Annotated in this window: 19 protein-coding genes; 14 read left to right on the forward strand and 5 right to left on the reverse strand. The window is 37.6% G+C overall.

Annotated elements, in window-relative coordinates:
* Window positions 1-34 precede the first annotated feature (34 nt).
* The 12 genes from lspA (at window position 35) to pyrE (ending at window position 13,244) form a co-directional block, all read left to right on the forward strand.
* Window positions 35-493, forward strand: coding sequence for a lipoprotein signal peptidase LspA (gene lspA / locus DN394_RS04125; protein WP_000642186.1), 459 nt, complete (start codon window positions 35-37; stop codon window positions 491-493).
* A gap of 4 nt (window positions 494-497) precedes the next feature.
* The gene (locus tag DN394_RS04130; protein WP_000005846.1) at window positions 498-1,406 is read left to right on the forward strand and encodes an RluA family pseudouridine synthase; all 909 of its coding nucleotides are present in this window, start codon (window positions 498-500) and stop codon (window positions 1,404-1,406) included.
* Between the two features lie 203 nt (window positions 1,407-1,609).
* Entirely contained in the window at window positions 1,610-2,152 is a 543-nt protein-coding gene (gene pyrR, locus DN394_RS04135; RefSeq protein ID WP_001156490.1) for a bifunctional pyrimidine operon transcriptional regulator/uracil phosphoribosyltransferase, read from the forward strand.
* A 146-nt stretch (window positions 2,153-2,298) separates the two neighbouring features.
* A complete protein-coding gene (uraA, locus tag DN394_RS04140; protein ID WP_149293640.1) occupies window positions 2,299-3,582 on the forward strand; it encodes a uracil permease in 1,284 nt (427 codons plus the stop codon).
* A gap of 148 nt (window positions 3,583-3,730) precedes the next feature.
* Window positions 3,731-4,645, forward strand: coding sequence for an aspartate carbamoyltransferase (pyrB, locus tag DN394_RS04145; RefSeq protein WP_000018865.1), 915 nt, complete (start codon window positions 3,731-3,733; stop codon window positions 4,643-4,645).
* Complete coding sequence (gene pyrC, locus DN394_RS04150; protein ID WP_098208799.1) at window positions 4,629-5,915, forward strand: dihydroorotase; 1,287 nt, start codon at window positions 4,629-4,631, stop codon at window positions 5,913-5,915. Before pyrB ends, pyrC begins: the two co-directional genes overlap by 17 nt.
* Complete coding sequence (locus tag DN394_RS04155; RefSeq protein WP_000828673.1) at window positions 5,912-7,009, forward strand: carbamoyl phosphate synthase small subunit; 1,098 nt, start codon at window positions 5,912-5,914, stop codon at window positions 7,007-7,009. The genes pyrC and DN394_RS04155 overlap by 4 nt, the downstream gene beginning before the upstream one ends.
* Window positions 6,994-10,212, forward strand: coding sequence for a carbamoyl-phosphate synthase large subunit (carB, locus tag DN394_RS04160; protein WP_046957415.1), 3,219 nt, complete (start codon window positions 6,994-6,996; stop codon window positions 10,210-10,212). The genes DN394_RS04155 and carB overlap by 16 nt, the downstream gene beginning before the upstream one ends.
* Window positions 10,209-10,988: a dihydroorotate oxidase B electron transfer subunit gene (gene pyrK / locus DN394_RS04165; protein WP_097917871.1), complete on the forward strand. Its 780-nt coding sequence runs from the start codon at window positions 10,209-10,211 to the stop codon at window positions 10,986-10,988. Before carB ends, pyrK begins: the two co-directional genes overlap by 4 nt.
* A complete protein-coding gene (gene pyrD, locus DN394_RS04170; RefSeq protein ID WP_001081053.1) occupies window positions 10,985-11,914 on the forward strand; it encodes a dihydroorotate oxidase B catalytic subunit in 930 nt (309 codons plus the stop codon). The genes pyrK and pyrD overlap by 4 nt, the downstream gene beginning before the upstream one ends.
* Complete coding sequence (pyrF, locus tag DN394_RS04175) at window positions 11,899-12,615, forward strand: orotidine-5'-phosphate decarboxylase (protein WP_000083488.1); 717 nt, start codon at window positions 11,899-11,901, stop codon at window positions 12,613-12,615. Before pyrD ends, pyrF begins: the two co-directional genes overlap by 16 nt.
* A complete protein-coding gene (gene pyrE / locus DN394_RS04180) occupies window positions 12,612-13,244 on the forward strand; it encodes an orotate phosphoribosyltransferase (protein ID WP_000711449.1) in 633 nt (210 codons plus the stop codon). The genes pyrF and pyrE overlap by 4 nt, the downstream gene beginning before the upstream one ends.
* Before the next feature lie 116 nt (window positions 13,245-13,360).
* On the opposite strand, the gene DN394_RS04185 is transcribed toward pyrE, so the two are convergent.
* Both DN394_RS04185 and DN394_RS04190 read right to left on the reverse strand, forming a co-directional pair.
* Window positions 13,361-13,615, reverse strand: a complete 255-nt coding sequence (locus DN394_RS04185) for a YbeF family protein (protein ID WP_097917872.1) — start codon at window positions 13,613-13,615, stop codon at window positions 13,361-13,363.
* A gap of 167 nt (window positions 13,616-13,782) precedes the next feature.
* Entirely contained in the window at window positions 13,783-15,168 is a 1,386-nt protein-coding gene (locus DN394_RS04190) for a membrane protein (protein WP_046957413.1), read from the reverse strand.
* A gap of 101 nt (window positions 15,169-15,269) precedes the next feature.
* Between DN394_RS04190 and DN394_RS04195 the strand changes: the two genes are divergently transcribed.
* Entirely contained in the window at window positions 15,270-15,704 is a 435-nt protein-coding gene (locus tag DN394_RS04195; RefSeq protein WP_097917898.1) for a YoqO family protein, read from the forward strand.
* A gap of 14 nt (window positions 15,705-15,718) precedes the next feature.
* Window positions 15,719-16,087, forward strand: a complete 369-nt coding sequence (locus DN394_RS04200; RefSeq protein ID WP_097917873.1) for a YoqO family protein — start codon at window positions 15,719-15,721, stop codon at window positions 16,085-16,087.
* Between the two features lie 32 nt (window positions 16,088-16,119).
* Here the strand turns inward: DN394_RS04200 and DN394_RS04205 are convergent, their stop codons facing one another.
* The 3 genes from DN394_RS04205 to DN394_RS04215 form a co-directional block, all read right to left on the reverse strand.
* The gene (locus DN394_RS04205; protein WP_088123302.1) at window positions 16,120-16,644 is read right to left on the reverse strand and encodes a DinB family protein; all 525 of its coding nucleotides are present in this window, start codon (window positions 16,642-16,644) and stop codon (window positions 16,120-16,122) included.
* A gap of 84 nt (window positions 16,645-16,728) precedes the next feature.
* Complete coding sequence (locus DN394_RS04210; protein WP_000172796.1) at window positions 16,729-17,799, reverse strand: M24 family metallopeptidase; 1,071 nt, start codon at window positions 17,797-17,799, stop codon at window positions 16,729-16,731.
* Between the two features lie 363 nt (window positions 17,800-18,162).
* Window positions 18,163-19,872 (reverse strand): Rqc2 family fibronectin-binding protein, encoded by a 1,710-nt coding sequence (locus tag DN394_RS04215; RefSeq protein ID WP_000863260.1) that lies wholly within the window; start codon window positions 19,870-19,872, stop codon window positions 18,163-18,165.
* Between the last annotated feature and the right edge of the window lie 53 nt (window positions 19,873-19,925).

Raw genomic sequence — 19,925 nt, forward strand, 5'->3', positions numbered from 1 at the left:
TTTGAGGTACACTGTCTTTGTGGGGGAAATGAAAATGATATATTATGTAATAGCGTTATTTGTCATTGCCATCGATCAAATATCGAAATGGCTAATTGTAAAGAACATGGAATTGGGTACGAGCATTCCGATTATCGATAATGTATTATACATAACATCACATCGAAATAGAGGAGCTGCCTGGGGGATTTTAGAAAATAAAATGTGGTTTTTCTACATTATTACAGTCGTTTTTGTAGTATTTATCGTAATTTATATGCAAAAATATGCGAAAACAGACAAACTTCTAGGGATTTCATTAGGTCTAATATTAGGCGGAGCAATTGGTAATTTCATTGATCGTGTATTTAGACAAGAAGTAGTGGATTTCATTCACGTGTATATTTTCTCGTACAACTATCCAGTATTCAATATAGCTGATTCAGCATTATGTATTGGTGTTGTATTAATTATTATTCAAACATTATTAGAAGGCAAGAAAACGAAGGAGTAATTGAATGAGTGAAGTAGTACAAGTAACAGTTGCAGAAGAACAAAAAAGTGAGCGAATTGATAAATTCGTTGCAGAAATAAACAGTGAATGGTCACGTTCACAAGTACAACAATGGATTAAAGATGATGTCGTTACAGTTAATGGAAAATCGGTAAAAGTGAATTATAAAGTTAAAGAAAACGATGAAATTACAGTAACGATTCCTGATCCAGAAGAGTTAGATATCCAAGCAGAAGATATGGGCTTAGAAATTTATTATGAAGATGCAGATGTACTCGTTGTAAATAAGCCACGTGGTATGGTTGTACATCCAGCTCCAGGGCATACAAGCGGTACGCTTGTAAACGGACTTATGCACCATTGTACAGACCTGTCAGGTATTAACGGTGTAATGCGTCCTGGTATTGTGCATCGTATTGATAAAGATACATCTGGACTATTAATGGTTGCTAAAAATGATGTGGCGCATGAGTCACTTGTAAATCAACTTGTAGCAAAAACAGTAACAAGACGTTACAAAGCGATTGTACACGGTGTGATTCCGCATGATAAAGGAACGATCGATGCGCCAATTGGTCGCGATAAGAAAGAACGTCAAAGCATGACAGTTGATGAAAATGGTAAGAATGCTGTTACACACTTCCAGGTGTTAGAACGCTTTAAAGATTTTACACTTGTAGAATGTCGCTTAGAAACGGGACGTACGCACCAAATTCGTGTTCATATGAAATATATTGGCTATCCACTTGCAGGAGATCCGAAGTATGGTCCGAAGAAAACATTAGACATGAATGGACAAGCACTTCACGCAGGTATTTTAGGGTTTGACCATCCTCGTACTGGTGAATATATTCAGTTTGAGGCACCGATTCCAGAAGTGTTTGAAGACGCATTAAATATTTTACGGAAATAGTATTGACAAATCATAAGAAAACTGAGATACTGACAACAGTTAAATAATGATCCTTTAACACAGCCCCGTGAGGTTGAGAAGGTAACGGTTTGAAATACATAGGGTATGCTGTACCCTTTTTTCAAAAGTCCTCTCGCACACGCTGAGAGGACTTTTTTTATACCATTACTCTCACGCAAGAAAAAAGCTTGGAGGTGTAGAGCATGCAAGAGAAAGCTGTCGTTTTAGATGACCAAATGATTCGCCGCGCTTTAACACGAATTAGTCATGAAATCGTGGAACGAAATAAAGGTGTCGATAATTGTGTTCTTGTCGGAATTAAAACTCGTGGAATTTTTATTGCACAACGTTTGGCAGAACGAATTGGTCAAATTGAAGGAAAAGAAATGGAAGTTGGAGAGCTAGATATTACGTTATATCGTGATGATCTAACACTACAATCGAAAAATGAAGAACCACTTGTAAAAGGTTCTGATATCCCTGTAGATATTACGAAGAAAAAAGTTATCCTTGTGGATGATGTATTATATACAGGAAGAACAGTTCGAGCGGCAATGGATGCTCTTATGGATTTAGGTAGACCATCACAAATCCAACTGGCGGTTCTTGTTGATAGAGGTCATCGTGAACTACCAATTCGCGCTGATTATGTAGGAAAGAACATTCCAACATCAAGTGAAGAGCGTATCGAAGTTGATTTGCAAGAGACAGATCAACAAGATCGAGTAAGCATATACGATAAGTAAAGCCCTTTTAAATGTAGTCCTGTGAGGCTGCCAAAGGGTCTTGGCTTTCATATGTCAAATTTGGCATACGAAAGTGTAGGACTCTTTGTGCACAGGCACAAAGAGTTTTTTTATTGCAAAGATTTAAACTGAAGGAGGATGTAACAATGGAACAAAAGCCAGTGTTAGACGTTAATGAAGTACCGAAACCGGGAAAATGGTTATTTTTAAGTATACAACATTTGTTCGCGATGTTTGGATCAACAGTGCTTGTTCCGTTTTTAACAGGATTGAATCCGTCAGTAGCATTAATATCAAGTGGATTAGGAACGCTAGCGTTTCTTCTTATAACGAAAGGTCAAGTACCTGCCTATCTAGGATCATCATTCGCCTTTATCGCACCGATTATAACAGCGAAAACAGCAGGTGGACCTGGAGCAGCAATGCTCGGTGGTTTGTTTGCAGGACTTGTGTACATCTTAATCTCACTCGGAATTAAGAAGTCAGGATCAGAGTGGATTATGAAATTACTTCCGCCAATCGTAGTTGGTCCAGTCGTAATGGTAATCGGTCTAGCTTTAGCACATACAGCAGTTAACATGGCGATGAACGGTGTGGATGGCAAATATAGCTTTACACACTTTTCAGTAGCATTAGTAACATTAGCAATTACAATTATCTGCTCTATATTCGGAAGAGGATTTTTCAGTATCATACCAGTGTTACTGGGCATTATCGGCGGATATATCTTTGCTTACTTCCAAGGGCTAGTAAACTTAAAGCCGGTAGCTGAGGCAAAATGGTTTGTTGTACCAGATTTCACAGTACCATTTGTAACATATACTCCGGAGTTTTCGTGGAAGATTGTACTCTTGATGGTACCAGTTGCACTAGTAACAATTTCAGAACATATCGGACATCAAATTGTACTTGGAAATGTTATTAAAAGAGATTTAATTGAAAAACCAGGTTTACATCGCTCAATCTTCGGTGATGGAATAGCAACATTGATTGCATCACTAATAGGTGGACCACCGAATACAACGTATGGTGAAAATATCGGTGTGCTAGCAATTACGAGAGCTTACAGCGTATACTTATTCATCGGATCAGCAGTATTCGCAATTATGTTTGGTTTTATCGGTAAGATTTCCGCGCTGATTCACTCCATACCAACACCGGTTATGGGCGGAGTATCAATCTTACTATTCGGTGTAATCGCATCAAGCGGATTACGCATGATGGTAGATGATAAAACAGACCTAAGTGACAAACGAAACTTAATGATTGCATCAGTAATACTAGTAATCGGTATTGGTGGAGCGGTACTTCATGTAGGAGAATCGTTCCAAGTAGAAGGAATGGCACTAGCAGCAATTGTAGGTGTACTGTTAAATCTACTACTACCGGAAACGAAACAAATAAAACAAGCTAAGCAGATTGCTTCATAATAACAACCTTTTAATTCAGTCCTGTGAGACCGGAAAGGGTGGCTTCTTCCTTGCACCCTAGTCTCACACGACTAGGGTATTTTTATGCGAAAGTTGTTATAAAAATACAAAAGTGGTAACATAAAAATCAGAAAGATGAGGGATGACGATGAGCCATTTGTTAACGATGAGTGAATTATCGGAAGTAGAAATTTCAGAAATCCTAAAAGACGCAGAAGATTTCGCGAATGGAAAAGAGAGCAAAACGACAGAGCAAACTTTTGTTGCGAACTTGTTCTTTGAGAATAGTACGAGAACGAGATTTAGCTTTGAAGTTGCTGAGAAGAGATTAGGACTTGAAGTTTTAAACTTTTCAGCGGATGCATCTAGCGTACAAAAAGGAGAAACTTTATACGATACGATAAGAACACTAGAATCAATCGGAACAAAAGCGGTGATCGTCCGCCATGAGCAAGATCGCTACTTCGATGAACTAAAAGAACAGGTAAATATCCCAATCTTAAACGCTGGAGATGGATGTGGAAACCATCCAACGCAGTGCCTACTCGATCTTCTTACAATTAAACAAGAGTTTGGAAGATTTGAAGGATTAAAGATTGCGATAGTAGGAGATGTTCGTCATAGCCGAGTAGCACGTTCTAATGCAGAAGCATTAACGAAACTGGGTGCAACAATTTACTTTGCAAGTCCAGAAGAGTGGAAAGATGAAGACAGCACGTTTGGAACATACAAACCATTAGATGAACTTGTTCCAGAAGTGGATGTAATGATGTTACTTCGTGTACAACATGAGCGTCATGATCATTATGAAACAGACATTATGAAAGAGTATCATGAGAAACACGGATTAACAGTGGAAAGAGAAAAGCGTATGAAAGAAGGAAGCATTATTATGCATCCAGCTCCTGTAAACCGTGATGTTGAAATTGCAAGTGAACTTGTTGAGTGTGAGCGTTCACGCATATTTAAACAAATGGAAAATGGAGTTTACGTAAGAATGGCTGTACTAAAACGCGCCTTACCAAATGTATTAGGAGGAATGAAACATGAATTACTTGTTTAAAAATGGTCGTTATATGAATGAAGAAGGAAAAATCGTAGCAACAGATCTTCTCGTACAAGACGGTAAAATCGCTAAGGTAGCAGAAAATATTACGGCAGATAATGCTGAAGTAATCGATGTGAACGGAAAGTTAATCGCACCTGGATTAGTAGATGTACACGTACATCTTCGTGAACCAGGTGGTGAACATAAAGAAACAATTGAAACAGGTACACTAGCAGCGGCAAAAGGTGGATTCACTACAATTTGTGCAATGCCAAATACACGCCCAGTACCAGATTGCAGAGAACATATGGAAGACTTGCAAAATCGTATTAAAGAAAAAGCGCATGTCAACGTACTACCATACGGAGCAATTACAGTACGCCAAGCTGGTTCTGAAATGACAGATTTCGAAACATTAAAAGAACTTGGAGCATTTGCTTTCACTGATGACGGTGTAGGCGTACAAGATGCTAGCATGATGTTAGCTGCTATGAAGCGTGCAGCGAAATTAAATATGGCAGTAGTTGCGCACTGTGAAGAGAATACTCTTATTAATAAAGGTTGTGTACATGAAGGGAAGTTTTCTGAGAAACACGGATTAAACGGTATCCCATCAGTATGTGAATCTGTACATATTGCAAGGGATATACTGCTTGCTGAAGCGGCAGATTGTCACTATCACGTATGTCACGTAAGTACGAAAGGTTCTGTACGCGTAATTCGAGATGCGAAACGCGCTGGAATTAAAGTAACAGCAGAAGTAACACCTCATCACTTAGTGTTATGTGAAGAGGATATCCCATCAGCTGATCCTAACTTTAAAATGAACCCACCGCTTCGTGGAAAAGAAGATCACGCAGCACTAATTGAAGGATTACTAGATGGAACGATCGATATGATCGCAACTGACCATGCACCGCATACAGCGGAAGAGAAAGCGCAAGGAATTGAAAGAGCACCATTCGGAATTACTGGTTTTGAAACAGCATTCCCACTTCTATACACAAACCTTGTGAAAAAAGGAATTATTACATTAGAGCAGTTAATTCAATTCTTAACAGAAAAACCAGCTGATACATTCGGCTTAGAAGCAGGTCGCCTGAAAGAAGGTAGAACAGCTGATATTACAATCATTGATTTAGAACAAGAAGAAGAGATTGACCCAACAACATTCTTATCAAAAGGAAAAAATACACCATTCGCAGGTTGGAAATGCCAAGGATGGCCGGTAATGACAATCGTTGGTGGTAAGATCGCATGGCAAAAGGAGAGTGCATTAGTATGAAAAGACAACTTATCTTAGAAGATGGAACAGTATTAATTGGAAAAGGTTTCGGAGGAGAAATTGAAAAGTCAGGTGAGGTTGTATTTACAACAGGAATGACTGGATATCAAGAAACATTATCTGATCCATCATATTGCGGTCAAATCGTAACATTCACGTACCCATTAATCGGAAACTACGGCATCAACCGTGACGATTTTGAATCGATTCACCCATCTGTAAATGGTTTAATCGTAAACGAAATTTGTGATCATCCATCAAACTTCCGTAATGAAATTTCGTTAAATGATTACTTAAAAGAAAGAAATATCCCAGGGTTAGCAGGAATTGATACAAGAAAATTAACGAGAAAAATTCGTCAATACGGTACATTACGTGGACGTCTATGTAACATGGATGCAGATGTAGAATACATCGTGAGCCAATTAAAAGCGACAGTATTTACAGATCACGTGAAACGCGTATCAACGAAAGATCCATACCCAAGCCCAGGCCGTGGACACCGAGTTGTACTTGTAGACTTCGGAATGAAACATGGTATTTTACGAGAATTAAATAAACGTGACTGTGATGTAATTGTAGTACCTTACAATACAACAGCAGAAGAAATTTTACGTCTTAGCCCAGATGGAATTATGTTAAGTAACGGACCTGGAGATCCAAAAGATGTACCAGAAGCAATTGAAATGTTAAAAAACATTATCGGTAAAGTTCCTTTATTCGGAATTTGCTTAGGACATCAACTATTCGCTCTAGCATCTGGTGCGAATACAAGTAAGTTAAAATTCGGTCACCGTGGTTTAAACCATCCGGTAAAACATCTTGCAACTGGAAAAGTAGCAATTACATCTCAAAATCATGGTTACGCAGTAGAAGAAGAATCAGTTAAAAATACAGAACTTGAAATTACACATGTTGCTTTAAATGATGGAACAGTAGAAGGTCTTCGTCATACGAAGTTCCCAGCATTTACAGTACAATACCATCCAGAAGCTTCTGCAGGACCAGAAGATGCAAACGATTTGTTCGAAGATTTCTTAGCAATGATTGAAAACTTCAAGAAAGAAGGGGAAGAGTTATGCCAAAACGCCTAGACATTAACACAATTTTAGTAATCGGATCAGGACCAATTGTAATTGGGCAAGCAGCAGAGTTTGACTACTCTGGTACACAAGCTTGTCAATCTCTTAGAGAAGAAGGTTACAAAGTAATCCTTGTTAACTCTAACCCAGCAACAATTATGACAGATACTGCAACGGCAGATAAAGTATATATAGAACCATTAACACTAGAATTCGTAAGCCGTATCATTCGTAAAGAACGTCCAGATGCAATCTTACCAACATTAGGTGGTCAAACAGGCCTGAATATGGCTGTTGAACTTGCGAAATCAGGCATACTTGAAGAGTGCGGAGTTGAAATTTTAGGAACAAAATTATCAGCAATCGAGCAAGCGGAGGATCGTGATTTATTCCGTACCTTAATGCAGGAATTAAATGAACCAATTCCATCTAGTACCATTATTCATACGCTAGAAGAAGCACATGAATTTGTAAAAGAAATTGGATATCCAGTTATTGTTCGCCCAGCATTTACAATGGGGGGGACAGGTGGCGGAATCTGTAGTAATGAAGAAGAACTAATTGAAATCGTATCAGGTGGATTAAAACATAGTCCGGTAACACAATGTTTATTAGAAAAGAGCATTGCTGGTTGTAAGGAAATTGAATATGAAGTAATGCGTGATTCAAATGATAACGCGATTGTAGTATGTAACATGGAAAATATCGATCCAGTTGGGGTTCACACAGGTGATTCTATCGTTGTAGCACCGAGCCAAACATTAAGTGACCGTGAATATCAAATGTTACGAAACACTTCATTACGAATTATTCGTGCATTAGGAATTGAAGGTGGATGTAACGTTCAGCTTGCACTTGATCCACATAGCTTCCAATACTATGTAATCGAAGTAAACCCGCGTGTAAGTCGTTCATCTGCACTAGCATCTAAAGCAACTGGATATCCAATTGCGAAGCTAGCGGCAAAAATTGCAGTCGGTTTAACATTAGATGAAATTATAAACCCAGTAACACAAAAAACATACGCTTGTTTCGAACCAGCATTAGACTATGTTGTTTCAAAAATTCCGCGCTGGCCATTTGATAAGTTTGAATCAGCAAACAGAACACTGGGTACACAAATGAAGGCAACTGGTGAAGTTATGTCAATCGGACGTAATTTAGAGCAATCATTATTAAAAGCGATTCGTTCTTTAGAACTTGGTGTTTATCACTTAGAGTTAGAGCATTTAAAAGAGCTTGATAAAGAGACAATGAAAAAACGCATTATAAAAGCTGATGATGAGCGACTGTTTATTGTAGCAGAAGCAATTCGTCAAGGTGTAACGAAAGAAGAAATCAACAATTGGTGTGAAATGGACTTCTTCTTCTTACAAAAAGTTGAAAATATCGTAAATATGGAACGCGAAGTAAAAGCAAATGTAGGAAATATGGAAGTATTACAATCAGCGAAAGAAATGGGCTTCAGTGACCATTACATCGCCAATGCTTGGAACAAAACAGAGCGTGAAATTTACGATATGCGTAAAGAAAGCAATATAACTCCTGTTTATAAAATGGTAGATACTTGTGCGGCAGAGTTTGAATCTGCAACACCATACTACTACAGCACATATGGTGACGAGAATGAATCGGTTAGAACAGATCGTAAGAGTGTAGTAGTTCTAGGATCTGGTCCAATCCGTATCGGTCAAGGTGTTGAGTTTGACTATGCAACAGTTCACTCTGTATGGGCAATTAAAGAAGCGGGATATGAGGCAATCATTGTTAATAACAATCCAGAAACAGTTTCAACAGACTTTAGTATTTCTGACAAATTATACTTTGAACCATTAACAATCGAAGATGTAATGCACATTATCGATTTAGAAAAGCCAGAAGGTGTGATCGTCCAATTCGGTGGACAAACGGCAATTAACTTAGCTGCTAAATTAGAGGCTCACGGTGTGAAAATCTTAGGAACATCACTTGAAGATTTAGACCGTGCAGAAGATCGTGATAAGTTTGAAGCAGCACTAACACAACTTGGTATCCCGCAACCAGTTGGTAAAACAGCAACGACTGTAGAGCAAGCGGTAGCAATCGCTGACAAAATTGGTTACCCAGTATTAGTAAGACCATCTTACGTACTAGGTGGACGCGCGATGGAAATCGTATATCGTCAAGAAGAACTGCTGCACTACATGAAAAATGCGGTTAAAGTTCACGCAGATCACCCAGTATTAATCGATCGTTACATGGTTGGTAAAGAAATTGAAGTAGATGCAATTTCAGACGGTGAGAATGTATTCATTCCAGGTATTATGGAACATATTGAACGCGCTGGAGTTCACTCTGGTGACTCAATCGGAGTATATCCACCGCAAAGCTTATCTGCAAAACTGAAAGAACAAATTATTGAACATACAATTGCACTTGGAAAAGGTTTAAACATTGTTGGATTACTAAACATTCAGTTTGTAGTATTCAAAGATGAAGTGTATGTAATTGAAGTAAATCCACGTGCGAGCCGTACAGTACCATTCTTAAGTAAAATTACAGGCGTACCTATGGCGAATGTTGCAACGAAAGTTATTTTAGGTCAAGATCTTGTAGAACAAGGATATGGAACTGGTTATCACCCAGAAGAGAAAGAAGTGTATGTAAAAGCACCGGTATTCTCATTTGCGAAGCTACGTTCAGTTGATACAACATTAGGACCTGAAATGAAATCAACAGGGGAAGTAATGGGTAAAGACTTAACACTTGAAAAAGCATTATACAAAGGGTTAGTTGCTTCAGGAATTAACATCCCAACGCACGGATCAGTAATCATCACTGTAGCGGATAAAGATAAAGAAGAAGCAATGGAAATTGCAAAACGTTTCCACGAAATCGGCTATAACTTATTAGCAACAGCTGGAACAGCACAGTCGTTAGCAGAGCAAAACATTCCAGTGCAAGTTGTAAATAAAATTGATTCTGAAGAATACAACTTACTTGATATTATCCGTCAAGGAAAAGCACAGTTTGTAATCAATACATTAACAAAAGGCAAACAACCAGCGCGTGATGGTTTCCGCATTCGCCGTGAATCAGTAGAAAATGGTGTGGCTTGCTTAACATCACTTGATACAACGAGAGCAATCTTACGAGTACTAGAATCTATGACATTCTCAGCTCATTCAATGAAAGAAATTACGCAAACGAAGCGTCACGAGGTGGTACATGCATGATGCAAAAGCAAAATATGATCGTCGTTAACCAAAAAGAAATCGCAAAAAACATTTACGAATTAGTGCTTCAAGGGGATCTAGTGCAGCAAATGAACGATCCAGGGCAGTTTGTACACATTAAGGTAGCAGAGGGCATTACGCCCCTTCTGCGCCGCCCAATTAGTATTTGTAATGTCGATCAAGACAAGAACGAATTTACAATGCTATATCGTGCGGAAGGACAAGGAACAAAAACATTAGCGAAAAGAAAACAAGGCGAACTTGTAGATGTGTTAGGACCACTTGGACATGGTTTTCCTGTAGAAGAAGCGGAAGGTGGACAAACGGCTCTATTAGTTGGAGGGGGAATTGGTGTACCACCACTATATGAATTGTCACAGCGTCTTGTAGCAAAGGGAGTACGCGTTATTCACATCTTAGGTTTCCAAACGAAAGATGTTGTCTTCTATGAAGAGAAATTCTCAGAGCTTGGTGATACGTATGTTGCAACAGTTGATGGTACGCATGGTACAGAAGGCTTTGTAACAGATGTAATTGATAGCTATGGAATCGACTTTGACATTCTATACTCATGTGGACCTTTAGCGATGCTTCGTGCATTAGAAGGACGCTATAAAGAGAGAAAAGCCTACATTTCATTAGAAGAGCGTATGGGCTGTGGCATTGGAGCATGTTTCGCATGTGTATGCCATTTACAAGCAGATCCGAGTGGACATTCTTACAAGAAGGTGTGTAGCGACGGACCAGTATTTCCAATCGGGGAGGTTGTACTATGAACAGATTGCAAGTTGAATTACCAGGGTTATCATTAAAAAATCCAATCATCCCAGCATCTGGTTGCTTCGGATTTGGTCGTGAGTATGCACAGTTCTATGATTTAAGTGTACTTGGATCAATTATGATTAAAGCGACAACAGAACAGCCTCGTTACGGAAACCCAACGCCTCGTGTTGCGGAAACACCAGGCGGAATGCTAAATGCAATCGGGCTTCAAAATCCTGGATTAGAAAAGGTAATGAATTCTGAATTACCTTTTCTCGAGCAATTTGATCTTCCGATTATTGCGAATGTTGCTGGCTCACAAGCTGAGGATTATGTAGCAGTTGCGAAAGAAATTTCAAAGGCACCTAATGTTCATGCGCTAGAATTAAATATTTCTTGTCCAAACGTAAAAACGGGTGGTATCGCTTTTGGTACGAATCCTGAAATTGCTGCTGATTTAACGAAGCGAGTAAAAGAGGTTTCTGAAGTACCGGTATATGTGAAATTGTCACCGAACGTGGCAAACATTGTGGAGATTGCAAAAGCAATTGAAAATGCGGGTGCGGACGGTTTAACGATGATTAATACATTGCTTGGTATGCGTCTAGATTTAAAAACAGCTAAACCAATTTTAGCAAACCGTACAGGCGGATTATCAGGTCCTGCGATTAAGCCAGTAGCAATTCGTATGGTACATGAAGTAAGCCAAGCGGTTAACATTCCGATTATCGGAATGGGTGGTATTGAAACTGCGGAAGATGTAATTGAATTCTTCTATGCTGGCGCAAGCGCGGTTGCAGTTGGAACAGCGAACTTTATCGATCCATTCGTATGTCCGACAATTATTGAAGAATTACCAGCATTACTAGATGAATTAGGATTTGATCACATTTCGGAATGTCAAGGAAGGAGCTGGAAGCAAACATGTCACAGTCGTTAATCGTTGCACTAGATTTTCCAGGGAAACAAGATGTAGAACAATTCTTACACCACTTTGAAGGGGAAGAGTTATTTGTCAAAGTTGGTATGGAGTTATTCTACAAAGAAGGACCTGCGATTATTACGTACTTAAAAGAAAAAGGGCATAAGATCTTCCTAGATTTAAAACTTCATGATATTCCGAATACAGTAAAAAGCGCTATGCGTAGCCTAGCTAGTCTAGATGTTGATATGGTAAATGTTCATGCTGCTGGGGGAAGCAGTATGATGAAAGCTGCGATTGAGGGATTAGAGGAAGGTAAGCAAGAAGGAAAAGAGAGACCGATTTGTATTGCAGTTACACAACTAACAAGCACTTCGGAAGCTATGATGAAAAAAGAGATTGGCATTGAGAAAACGTTAGAAGAAGCGGTTGCTCATTATGCAAAACTAACGAAAGAAAGTGGACTTGATGGTGTTGTTTGTTCAACACTTGAAGTTCCGAAATTACGTGAAGTATGCGGAAATGAATTTGTAACAGTAACACCGGGGATTCGTCTTGCAAGCGATGATGTAAATGACCAGGTGCGCGTAGCAACACCGAAACGTGCGAGGGAACTTGGCTCAAGCTACATCGTAGTTGGACGTAGTATTACAAAAGCGGAAAATCCGCTTGAAGCGTATAAAACAGTAAAACAACAGTGGGAAGGTGTAACAGTATGAAAAAAGAAATCGCATCGCATTTATTAGAAATTGGAGCAGTATTTTTACAACCGAATGATCCATTCACTTGGTCTTCAGGTATGAAATCACCAATTTATTGTGATAATCGTTTAACTTTATCTTATCCAAAAGTACGTCAAGCGATTGCAGCTGGATTAGAAGAGTTAATTAAAGAGCACTTCCCAACTGTAGAAGTTATTGCAGGAACAGCAACTGCTGGTATTGCGCACGCTGCATGGGTAAGTGATCGTATGGATTTACCAATGTGCTACGTACGTAGTAAAGCAAAAGGTCACGGTAAAGGGAATCAAATCGAAGGAAAAGCTGAAAAAGGTCAAAAAGTTGTAGTAGTAGAAGACTTAATTTCAACTGGCGGTAGTGCAATTACATGTGTAGAAGCACTTCGCGAAGCTGGCTGTGAAGTATTAGGAATCGTATCAATCTTCACATACGAGCTAGAAGCAGGAAAAGAAAAGCTAGAAGCGGCGAACGTAGCATCATATTCTTTAAGTGATTACAGTGCATTAACTGAAGTTGCAGCAGAAAAGGGTATGATCGGACAAGCTGAAACGAAGAAATTACAAGAGTGGCGTAAAAATCCAGCTAACGAAGCTTGGATCACAGCGTAGCACGAAAAAAGACGGCCGCGGGGGAACGCGGTCGTTTTTTTTATAGTATTGTTAAAACTTCATGTAAAGTCCTATCGATATCAAAAAAAATCATATTATAATCTCTTTACTAAATACTACTTAGTGCTTTCTGCAATCTCATATCCTCTCACAAACAATAGAGTCATATAAGAAACAATAAATGAGAAGATGCTGTACATACCAACCCAAAAGAAAAATTTTGGAGTAAAGGCGATAACACCTATTATTAAAAAAGTAGCAAACGTTACAATAGGCATTACGTAATACGTTTTCGTCTTGCGCGTTCCAATAACAGAAACGATAAAGATAAGTAATGGACAAATTAATAAGAAGAAAATCAATTCATTCATAGTTATGTCCCCTTTTCTAATGGAAGTAATCTGTTTCTCGTAAACGTTTTGGAATAAATACTCTCTTAATATAATTTCGCTAACATATACATAACTCCTTTTGAAAGCCAGTAATTCATGATGAATTTTACAATAAAAAAACATAAGCAAGAGAACACTTGCTTATGTTATAGGATAAACATCGCAACGATTGTGGTGACAATTAAGCCAATCACAACCGGTAAAAAATTTCGTCTTGCAAGTTCAAATGGATCCACTTTACAAATGGCAGCGGCAGGAATAAGCGCCCAAGGAATTAAAGTCCCGCCTCCGGTCCAGATTGCAGCAATTTGCCCGAGTGCTGTTAATGTAGCTGTTCCATGCCCAAGTGCTGTTCCAAAAAGGTTAGCAATCGAACCAGCAAGTGAAATGCCGGAAAATCCAGATCCATCTAAACCAGTAATGACACCAACGATAGTTAATGTTCCCGCCGATACATATTGGTTTAAAGGAACAGTTTGAGATAAGGCGATCCCTAAGTCGTTAATGATTCCATGTGAACCTTTCGGTAAATAGTCTCCGATAATTTTTACAAAACCGCTATCTCCTAAATAAAAGAGTGCGGCAATTGGAATAACTGGGCCGAAAATTTTAAATCCAAATTGGAGCCCTTCTATAAAATAATCGGTCGTTTTATTCAGTCCATTTCCTTTGTAAGCGATGAGGGAAATAATGATAATCATAATAACAGTCGTCCCGCCGATAAGTGCAGTTGCGTCGCTTCCTTGTAGTTTAAATTGCATCATGCAAAGGATATCGATGGCATATACGATCGGAATACAAATAGCGAGCCATTTTTTTGTCCGAGGAGATAATGAAGTGAGTGTTTTAGAAGACTCAGTTGATGGGATAGATTCTTGTATAGATAAGCCTGTATGGAATTCTTTTCGTAAGAAGAAAAATGCGACGGAAGTTGTCACAATGCCCATAACGATAACGAGGGGAACACTGGCAGAAACAACGCTGGAAACAGGGAGACCAGCAGCATCCGCTGTTAATTTCGGTGCACCTTGAATAACGAAGTCACCAGATAAGGCGATGCCGTGTCCGAACAAGTTCATAGCAATGGCAACTCCAATTGGCGGAAGGCCGACGCGTACAGCCACGGGTAATAAAATAGCTCCCATTAAAGCGACAGCTGGAGAAGGCCAAAAGAAGAAAGAAATTGTCATCATTAAAAGGCCGATAATCCAGTAGGCGAGGGTAGGGGTACGAATCATCTTTGTAAATGGTGAAATCATCGTATCATTTATGCCAGTATGAACGAGTAGATTGCTCATTGATACGATAATGGAGATGATTAATATAGTTGGTAATAGCTCAGTAATGGCGTAAATGAAACTTTGAAAAATACCGCTAACGGCAAGAGGGATAGAACTTGTAGCAGTTAATGCTAATAAAAAGATAAAAACGATACAAATAATCGTCGTATCTTTCCGGAGAATAAAAAAAGTAATAATAGTGAGTAAACAAAGAATATAGAGAGCATGCAACAGCGTTAATTCAACTCCCATAACATTCACATCCTTTAGGCATTCATGTAGTTTATTGTATGAAAGCAGTAAAAGTATGTGAGTATAGGAAAAAGAAAAAAAGTGAAATTTCATGTACTGTAATGGTAAGAAGTAGAAATGGATGTTACAATACAATTAATCCTAAAAATGGAATTTATGGAGGGCTTATGCGCAAAAAAATTGGGTTTTGGGGATTCATTATATCTTGTAGTCTATTAATCATTTTAAATCTGTTTACAAACAATGAATGGATAAGTATCATACCTGTTTTCGGGTTTGTTTTTGTACTGTTGTATAACTGGGATGATATGAAACAATATAGTAAGAAAAGTATCGGATGTATGATAGGCAGCATTATTGTTATTTGTTCATTTGTCGCAGGGATTATTTTAATAGAGGGGCAGAAGCAAATGGAGAAAATGTCTATTTTTCAAGAATGGATGTCATCTGCGAAGGGTCTTTATATTGTAATTGTAGTTGTTATTTTACTAAGATTTGTTATAAGCATAGTAAGTTACATATTAAAGGAGAAGTAGAATGGGGAGTACGAATGAGAGAGAAAATAGGGTATTATGGTGTGCTCGTTTGTTTACTATTATCAGTTATTTCAGGGCAATTTCTTAAAAGTGAATGGGTACCAATTATATTATGTATAGGAGTATTCATATTTGCTCCTATGTATCGCTGGGATGAATGGAAAGCATATAGCAGAAAAAAGAAAATTGTTTTCAGCATCGAGTTTGTCATTATAATTAGCACGATTCCTTTTTTGTTATTGAAAGGAAATGAGATAATAGATGGAATTGTAATGTTTCAAGGGTGGTTATTTATCGCGAAATTACTATATTTAATATGTATTTTAATGCCGATAGCGGTAGTCGCTAAAAAAGTAAACGAAAAGTTATTCGTTAATGAATAAAAGAAAATGCCACCTTATTCGGTGGCATTTTCTCATTTTACTGAATGAGATTTTTGCATCTTTTTAACTAAACGAATTTGTCCGCGATGATTGATTTCATCTTCAAATACGTGAAACCACTTAAAATAGTTATTCGCTCGTTTGTCATACCAAAATTCTGTCGTTTTAAATAGCCATTCATCAGGTAACGATTGAAAAGTCTCGATCGTTTTGGAACGTACTTTTTGTAATGTGTTTATGTAAAATTCTATAGGGTTTCCTTTTATTTTCTCGCGTCCAATATTTCCTAACTCAATAGCAGGTAACCACTGTTCTAATTCAGCCTCCGTTGGTTCACGGTCTTCAAAAGTATGAATTTGGTAGTAAAATTCAATAGCGGCCATATGGTACAAAAGCATGCCAATTGAATTTGCTTCCTCATCATATAAATAATCAAGTTCTTCAATTGTTAAACCTTCCACCGCCTGCATTGTTGTATAGCGAGCGTAATTCATCATGGAAACAAGTTTTGAAAATTCAACTTGTAAACCATCTATTTTATCAATTACAAAATTCAATTAAAATTCCCCCTCTTTAAACGATGACTCCAGAGAAAGAATTCTATGTGCAGAGAAAAACTCCTTTTAAAAAAGGTCATGATTTTAACAAGGAATAACAATTAGTTCCCGATTTGATTTTGTAATAACTTCATATCCGTCTTTTGTAATGACAATATCATCTTCAATTCTACAACCGCCCCAGTTTGGTATATAAATGCCTGGTTCCACTGTAACGACCATACCTTCTTCTAAAGTAGCTTTACTTTCTTGGGATAAGCGGAGAGGTTCATGTATTTCTAACCCAAGACCATGACCAGTAGAGTGTCCAAAATATTGGCCGTATCCATGCTCAGTAATGTAATCTCTCGTTATATCATCGATACTTTTCGCAGTTTCCCCAGGTTTAATTGCTTCCGTCCCACGTTTTAACGCTTCTCGTACAACATTGTATATCTTTTTGAATTCTTCTGATGGTTCCCCAATTGCTACAGTACGTGTTATATCGGAACAATATCCGTCGTAAAGTGCACCGAAATCTAATGTAACGACGTCGCCTCGCTCGATTATTTTATTTGATGCAACTCCATGAGGAAGTGAAGAGCGAACTCCAGAAGCTACAATGATTTGAAATGAGGAGGAGGTAGCCCCTTTTTTACGCATGAAAAATTCTAACTCATCTCGTACATCATTTTCACTTATTCCTGGTTTTAGAAACGTAAGGATGTGGTGAAATGCTTCGTCAGCAATATTAGCTGCAATTTTCATTGTTTCTATTTCAGGCGTGTCTTTAATAATACGAATATTTTCGATGATTTCGCACACTTGAATCATTTCCACATGTACGTATTTTTGTAAGTTTTTATATTGTTGCAATGTCATGTTGTTTTCTTCAATTCCGAGTTTTTGAATGTTTAATTTCGATACTTGATTTGCAATTTCTTTTTCTAAATTTCCATTATGCATAATAATTTCAGCATCTTTTATTTGTGATTTCGCTTGATCTACATAGCGAAAATCAGTTATAAAAACAGCTTTATCCGCAGAGATTAAGACGACGCCAGCACTACCTGTAAAGCCTGTTGCATATTGGCGATTTTCTTTTTTTGTAATCAGTAATCCGTCAATTTCATAGTTTTGTAGTTGATTTTGGATTTTATTAATTTTTAAAGTCATGTTAATTCCCCCTATTCACAGTATTGAATAAAGCAAATAGTGTGCCAAAATATATATTTGAAGAAAAGATAGTAGGAACAACATATATTTTAGGGGAGATAAAAAATAGCTCGCTATTTGTGGGAGACGGTTTGTTCATAAAATCCAGATTGCTTCAATAAATAGCAGGGGGATGAAAAAATATTGATTGGAGTTGCACTTTATTTACATGCTGTAAAAAATTTTATACAACTGTGAAATGACACTGTCAATTTTTTTGACAATATTGAAAGGGAGAAAGATGTTTTGAGTTATTGAATGGATATAGGAACTAAATTGAAAAAATATAAAAAATGCGTTGCTTATAAGCAACGCATTTTTTATTTACGCTTTTAATTTCATTACAGTATCAGCATCAGGTGTTACATATACGGTTTGCTGATTGTCGTACGTAACAAAACCAAGTTTTGCACCACTCGGTTTTTTGACATGGCGTATTTTGGTGAAATCTACAGGAACAGAACTAGAATCTTTTGCTTTACTGAAATAGGCAGCGATTTTAGCAGCTTCTAACACGGTTTCTTCGGTAGGTTCAAGAGAACGAATGACAACATGAGACCCAGGGATATCTTTCGTATGTAACCAAATTTCATCACGACGGGCAAACTTCGTTGTTAAATAATCGTTTTGCTTGTTGTTTTTACCGACGAAAATTTCTGTTCCGTCACTAGCTAAATATTTGTCTAATACCGGTTTAGTTGGTTTCTTCTTAGCATTTTTTGCTTTACGATTGCGCATATAACCTTCTTCAGCTAATTCCTCGCGAATTTCTTCAATATCTTTTGAAGAAGCAGCTTCCATTTGTTGAAGTAAGCTATCAAAATAAAGAATTTCTTCATTTGTTTTTTCGATTTGTTCTTCTACAACAACAACTGAATTTTTCGCTTTTTGGTACTTTTGGAAATAGCGTTGTGCATTGTCAGATGGTGTTTTTAAAGGATCTAATGTAATTTTTACAGTTCCGCCATTTTCGTCGTAATAGTTAACGACTTCAATATCTTTATCACCTTTTTTCAAAGCGTACATATTGGCTGTAAGTAGTTCTCCAAATAGTTGATATTTATCTGCTTTTCCGGCATCTTGTAATGTTTTTTCTAGTTTAATGAGTTTCTTCTCATTTTTATTTTTTTCGTTTTGCATAAAGCGCTCTAAATCATAAGCTTGCTGTTTTACACGGTCTCGCTCTGCTTTTCCGAAAAAGAAACGGTCTAGCAATTCACTAACAGATGAGAATGTCTTGTCTTCTCCTTGCAAGTGTGCAAGAGGGAAAAGATAAAAGAATTCTTTCCCATTTGAAGTAGTCATTGTTGGTGAATATGTATGAGTTAGTAATGGTTTTTGTATGGAGAAAAATGCGTCCGCTAATGCTTTTTCATTTACCATACCTGCTTTTTTCACTACTTCTTTTGCGAATAACGGCGAAATTCCCGTAAAGGTGCCGACAAGTTGTTTATCCATGTTTCCAGATAGAAAGTCTAGCGGTCTAATAAATTCATCATTTGTTTCAATCTGGAGTGGGTTAATTTTATGTTGTGCTGGTGGTGCAATGTACTCCGCTCCAGCATATACAGTTCGATGTCGGTTTACCGCTAAAGAAACGTGTTTTAAGCTATCTAAAATATTGTTTGTTTTTGTATCTACTAAAATGATGTTACTATGTCGTCCCATTATTTCAATTACTAATGTTTTTAGCGATTCGTCACCAATTTCATTTCTGCTACGAACTGTAATTTGAATAATGCGCTCTAAATCAATTTGTTCAATTTTTTCAATGAACCCACCTTCTAAATGCTTACGAAGAAGCATACAAAACATTGGCGGAAGTGCAGGTGAATCGTAATTTTGATTTGTTAAGTGTAAACGTGCATATGTCGGATGAGCGGAAAGAATTAGTTTTTGATTTTTTCCGTTTGCTCGAATATGTAATAAAATCTCGTATTTTGAAGGTTGATATATTTTGGAAATTCTTCCTGTGTAAAGAGAATTTGCAATTTCATGTGTAATTGCTCTTGTAAATAATCCATCGAATGCCATAAATGAACACTCCTTTCTAACTAAAAGTTAATTATAGCATTTTTTTGGACGAG

This window comes from Bacillus sp. BB081, from assembly GCF_008368895.1.
In the GTDB taxonomy this organism is placed as follows: domain Bacteria; phylum Bacillota; class Bacilli; order Bacillales; family Bacillaceae_G; genus Bacillus_A; species Bacillus_A wiedmannii.

Excerpts from the sequence above, each read along its gene's own strand:
- pyrR (WP_001156490.1), top strand. The coding sequence starts at position 1,610 with ATGCAAGAGAAAGCTGTCGTTTTAGATGACCAAATGATTCGCCGCGCT.
- pyrF (WP_000083488.1), top strand. The coding sequence starts at position 11,899 with ATGTCACAGTCGTTAATCGTTGCACTAGATTTTCCAGGGAAACAAGAT.
- DN394_RS04200 (WP_097917873.1), top strand. The coding sequence starts at position 15,719 with ATGAGAGAGAAAATAGGGTATTATGGTGTGCTCGTTTGTTTACTATTA.
- DN394_RS04210 (WP_000172796.1), bottom strand. The coding sequence starts at position 17,799 with ATGACTTTAAAAATTAATAAAATCCAAAATCAACTACAAAACTATGAA.
- lspA (WP_000642186.1), top strand. The coding sequence starts at position 35 with ATGATATATTATGTAATAGCGTTATTTGTCATTGCCATCGATCAAATA.
- pyrD (WP_001081053.1), top strand. The coding sequence starts at position 10,985 with ATGAACAGATTGCAAGTTGAATTACCAGGGTTATCATTAAAAAATCCA.
- DN394_RS04215 (WP_000863260.1), bottom strand. The coding sequence starts at position 19,872 with ATGGCATTCGATGGATTATTTACAAGAGCAATTACACATGAAATTGCA.
- DN394_RS04130 (WP_000005846.1), top strand. The coding sequence starts at position 498 with ATGAGTGAAGTAGTACAAGTAACAGTTGCAGAAGAACAAAAAAGTGAG.
- carB (WP_046957415.1), top strand. The coding sequence starts at position 6,994 with ATGCCAAAACGCCTAGACATTAACACAATTTTAGTAATCGGATCAGGA.
- DN394_RS04190 (WP_046957413.1), bottom strand. The coding sequence starts at position 15,168 with ATGGGAGTTGAATTAACGCTGTTGCATGCTCTCTATATTCTTTGTTTA.
- DN394_RS04195 (WP_097917898.1), top strand. The coding sequence starts at position 15,270 with ATGGTAAGAAGTAGAAATGGATGTTACAATACAATTAATCCTAAAAAT.
- pyrK (WP_097917871.1), top strand. The coding sequence starts at position 10,209 with ATGATGCAAAAGCAAAATATGATCGTCGTTAACCAAAAAGAAATCGCA.
- DN394_RS04185 (WP_097917872.1), bottom strand. The coding sequence starts at position 13,615 with ATGAATGAATTGATTTTCTTCTTATTAATTTGTCCATTACTTATCTTT.
- uraA (WP_149293640.1), top strand. The coding sequence starts at position 2,299 with ATGGAACAAAAGCCAGTGTTAGACGTTAATGAAGTACCGAAACCGGGA.
- DN394_RS04155 (WP_000828673.1), top strand. The coding sequence starts at position 5,912 with ATGAAAAGACAACTTATCTTAGAAGATGGAACAGTATTAATTGGAAAA.
- pyrE (WP_000711449.1), top strand. The coding sequence starts at position 12,612 with ATGAAAAAAGAAATCGCATCGCATTTATTAGAAATTGGAGCAGTATTT.
- pyrB (WP_000018865.1), top strand. The coding sequence starts at position 3,731 with ATGAGCCATTTGTTAACGATGAGTGAATTATCGGAAGTAGAAATTTCA.
- pyrC (WP_098208799.1), top strand. The coding sequence starts at position 4,629 with ATGAATTACTTGTTTAAAAATGGTCGTTATATGAATGAAGAAGGAAAA.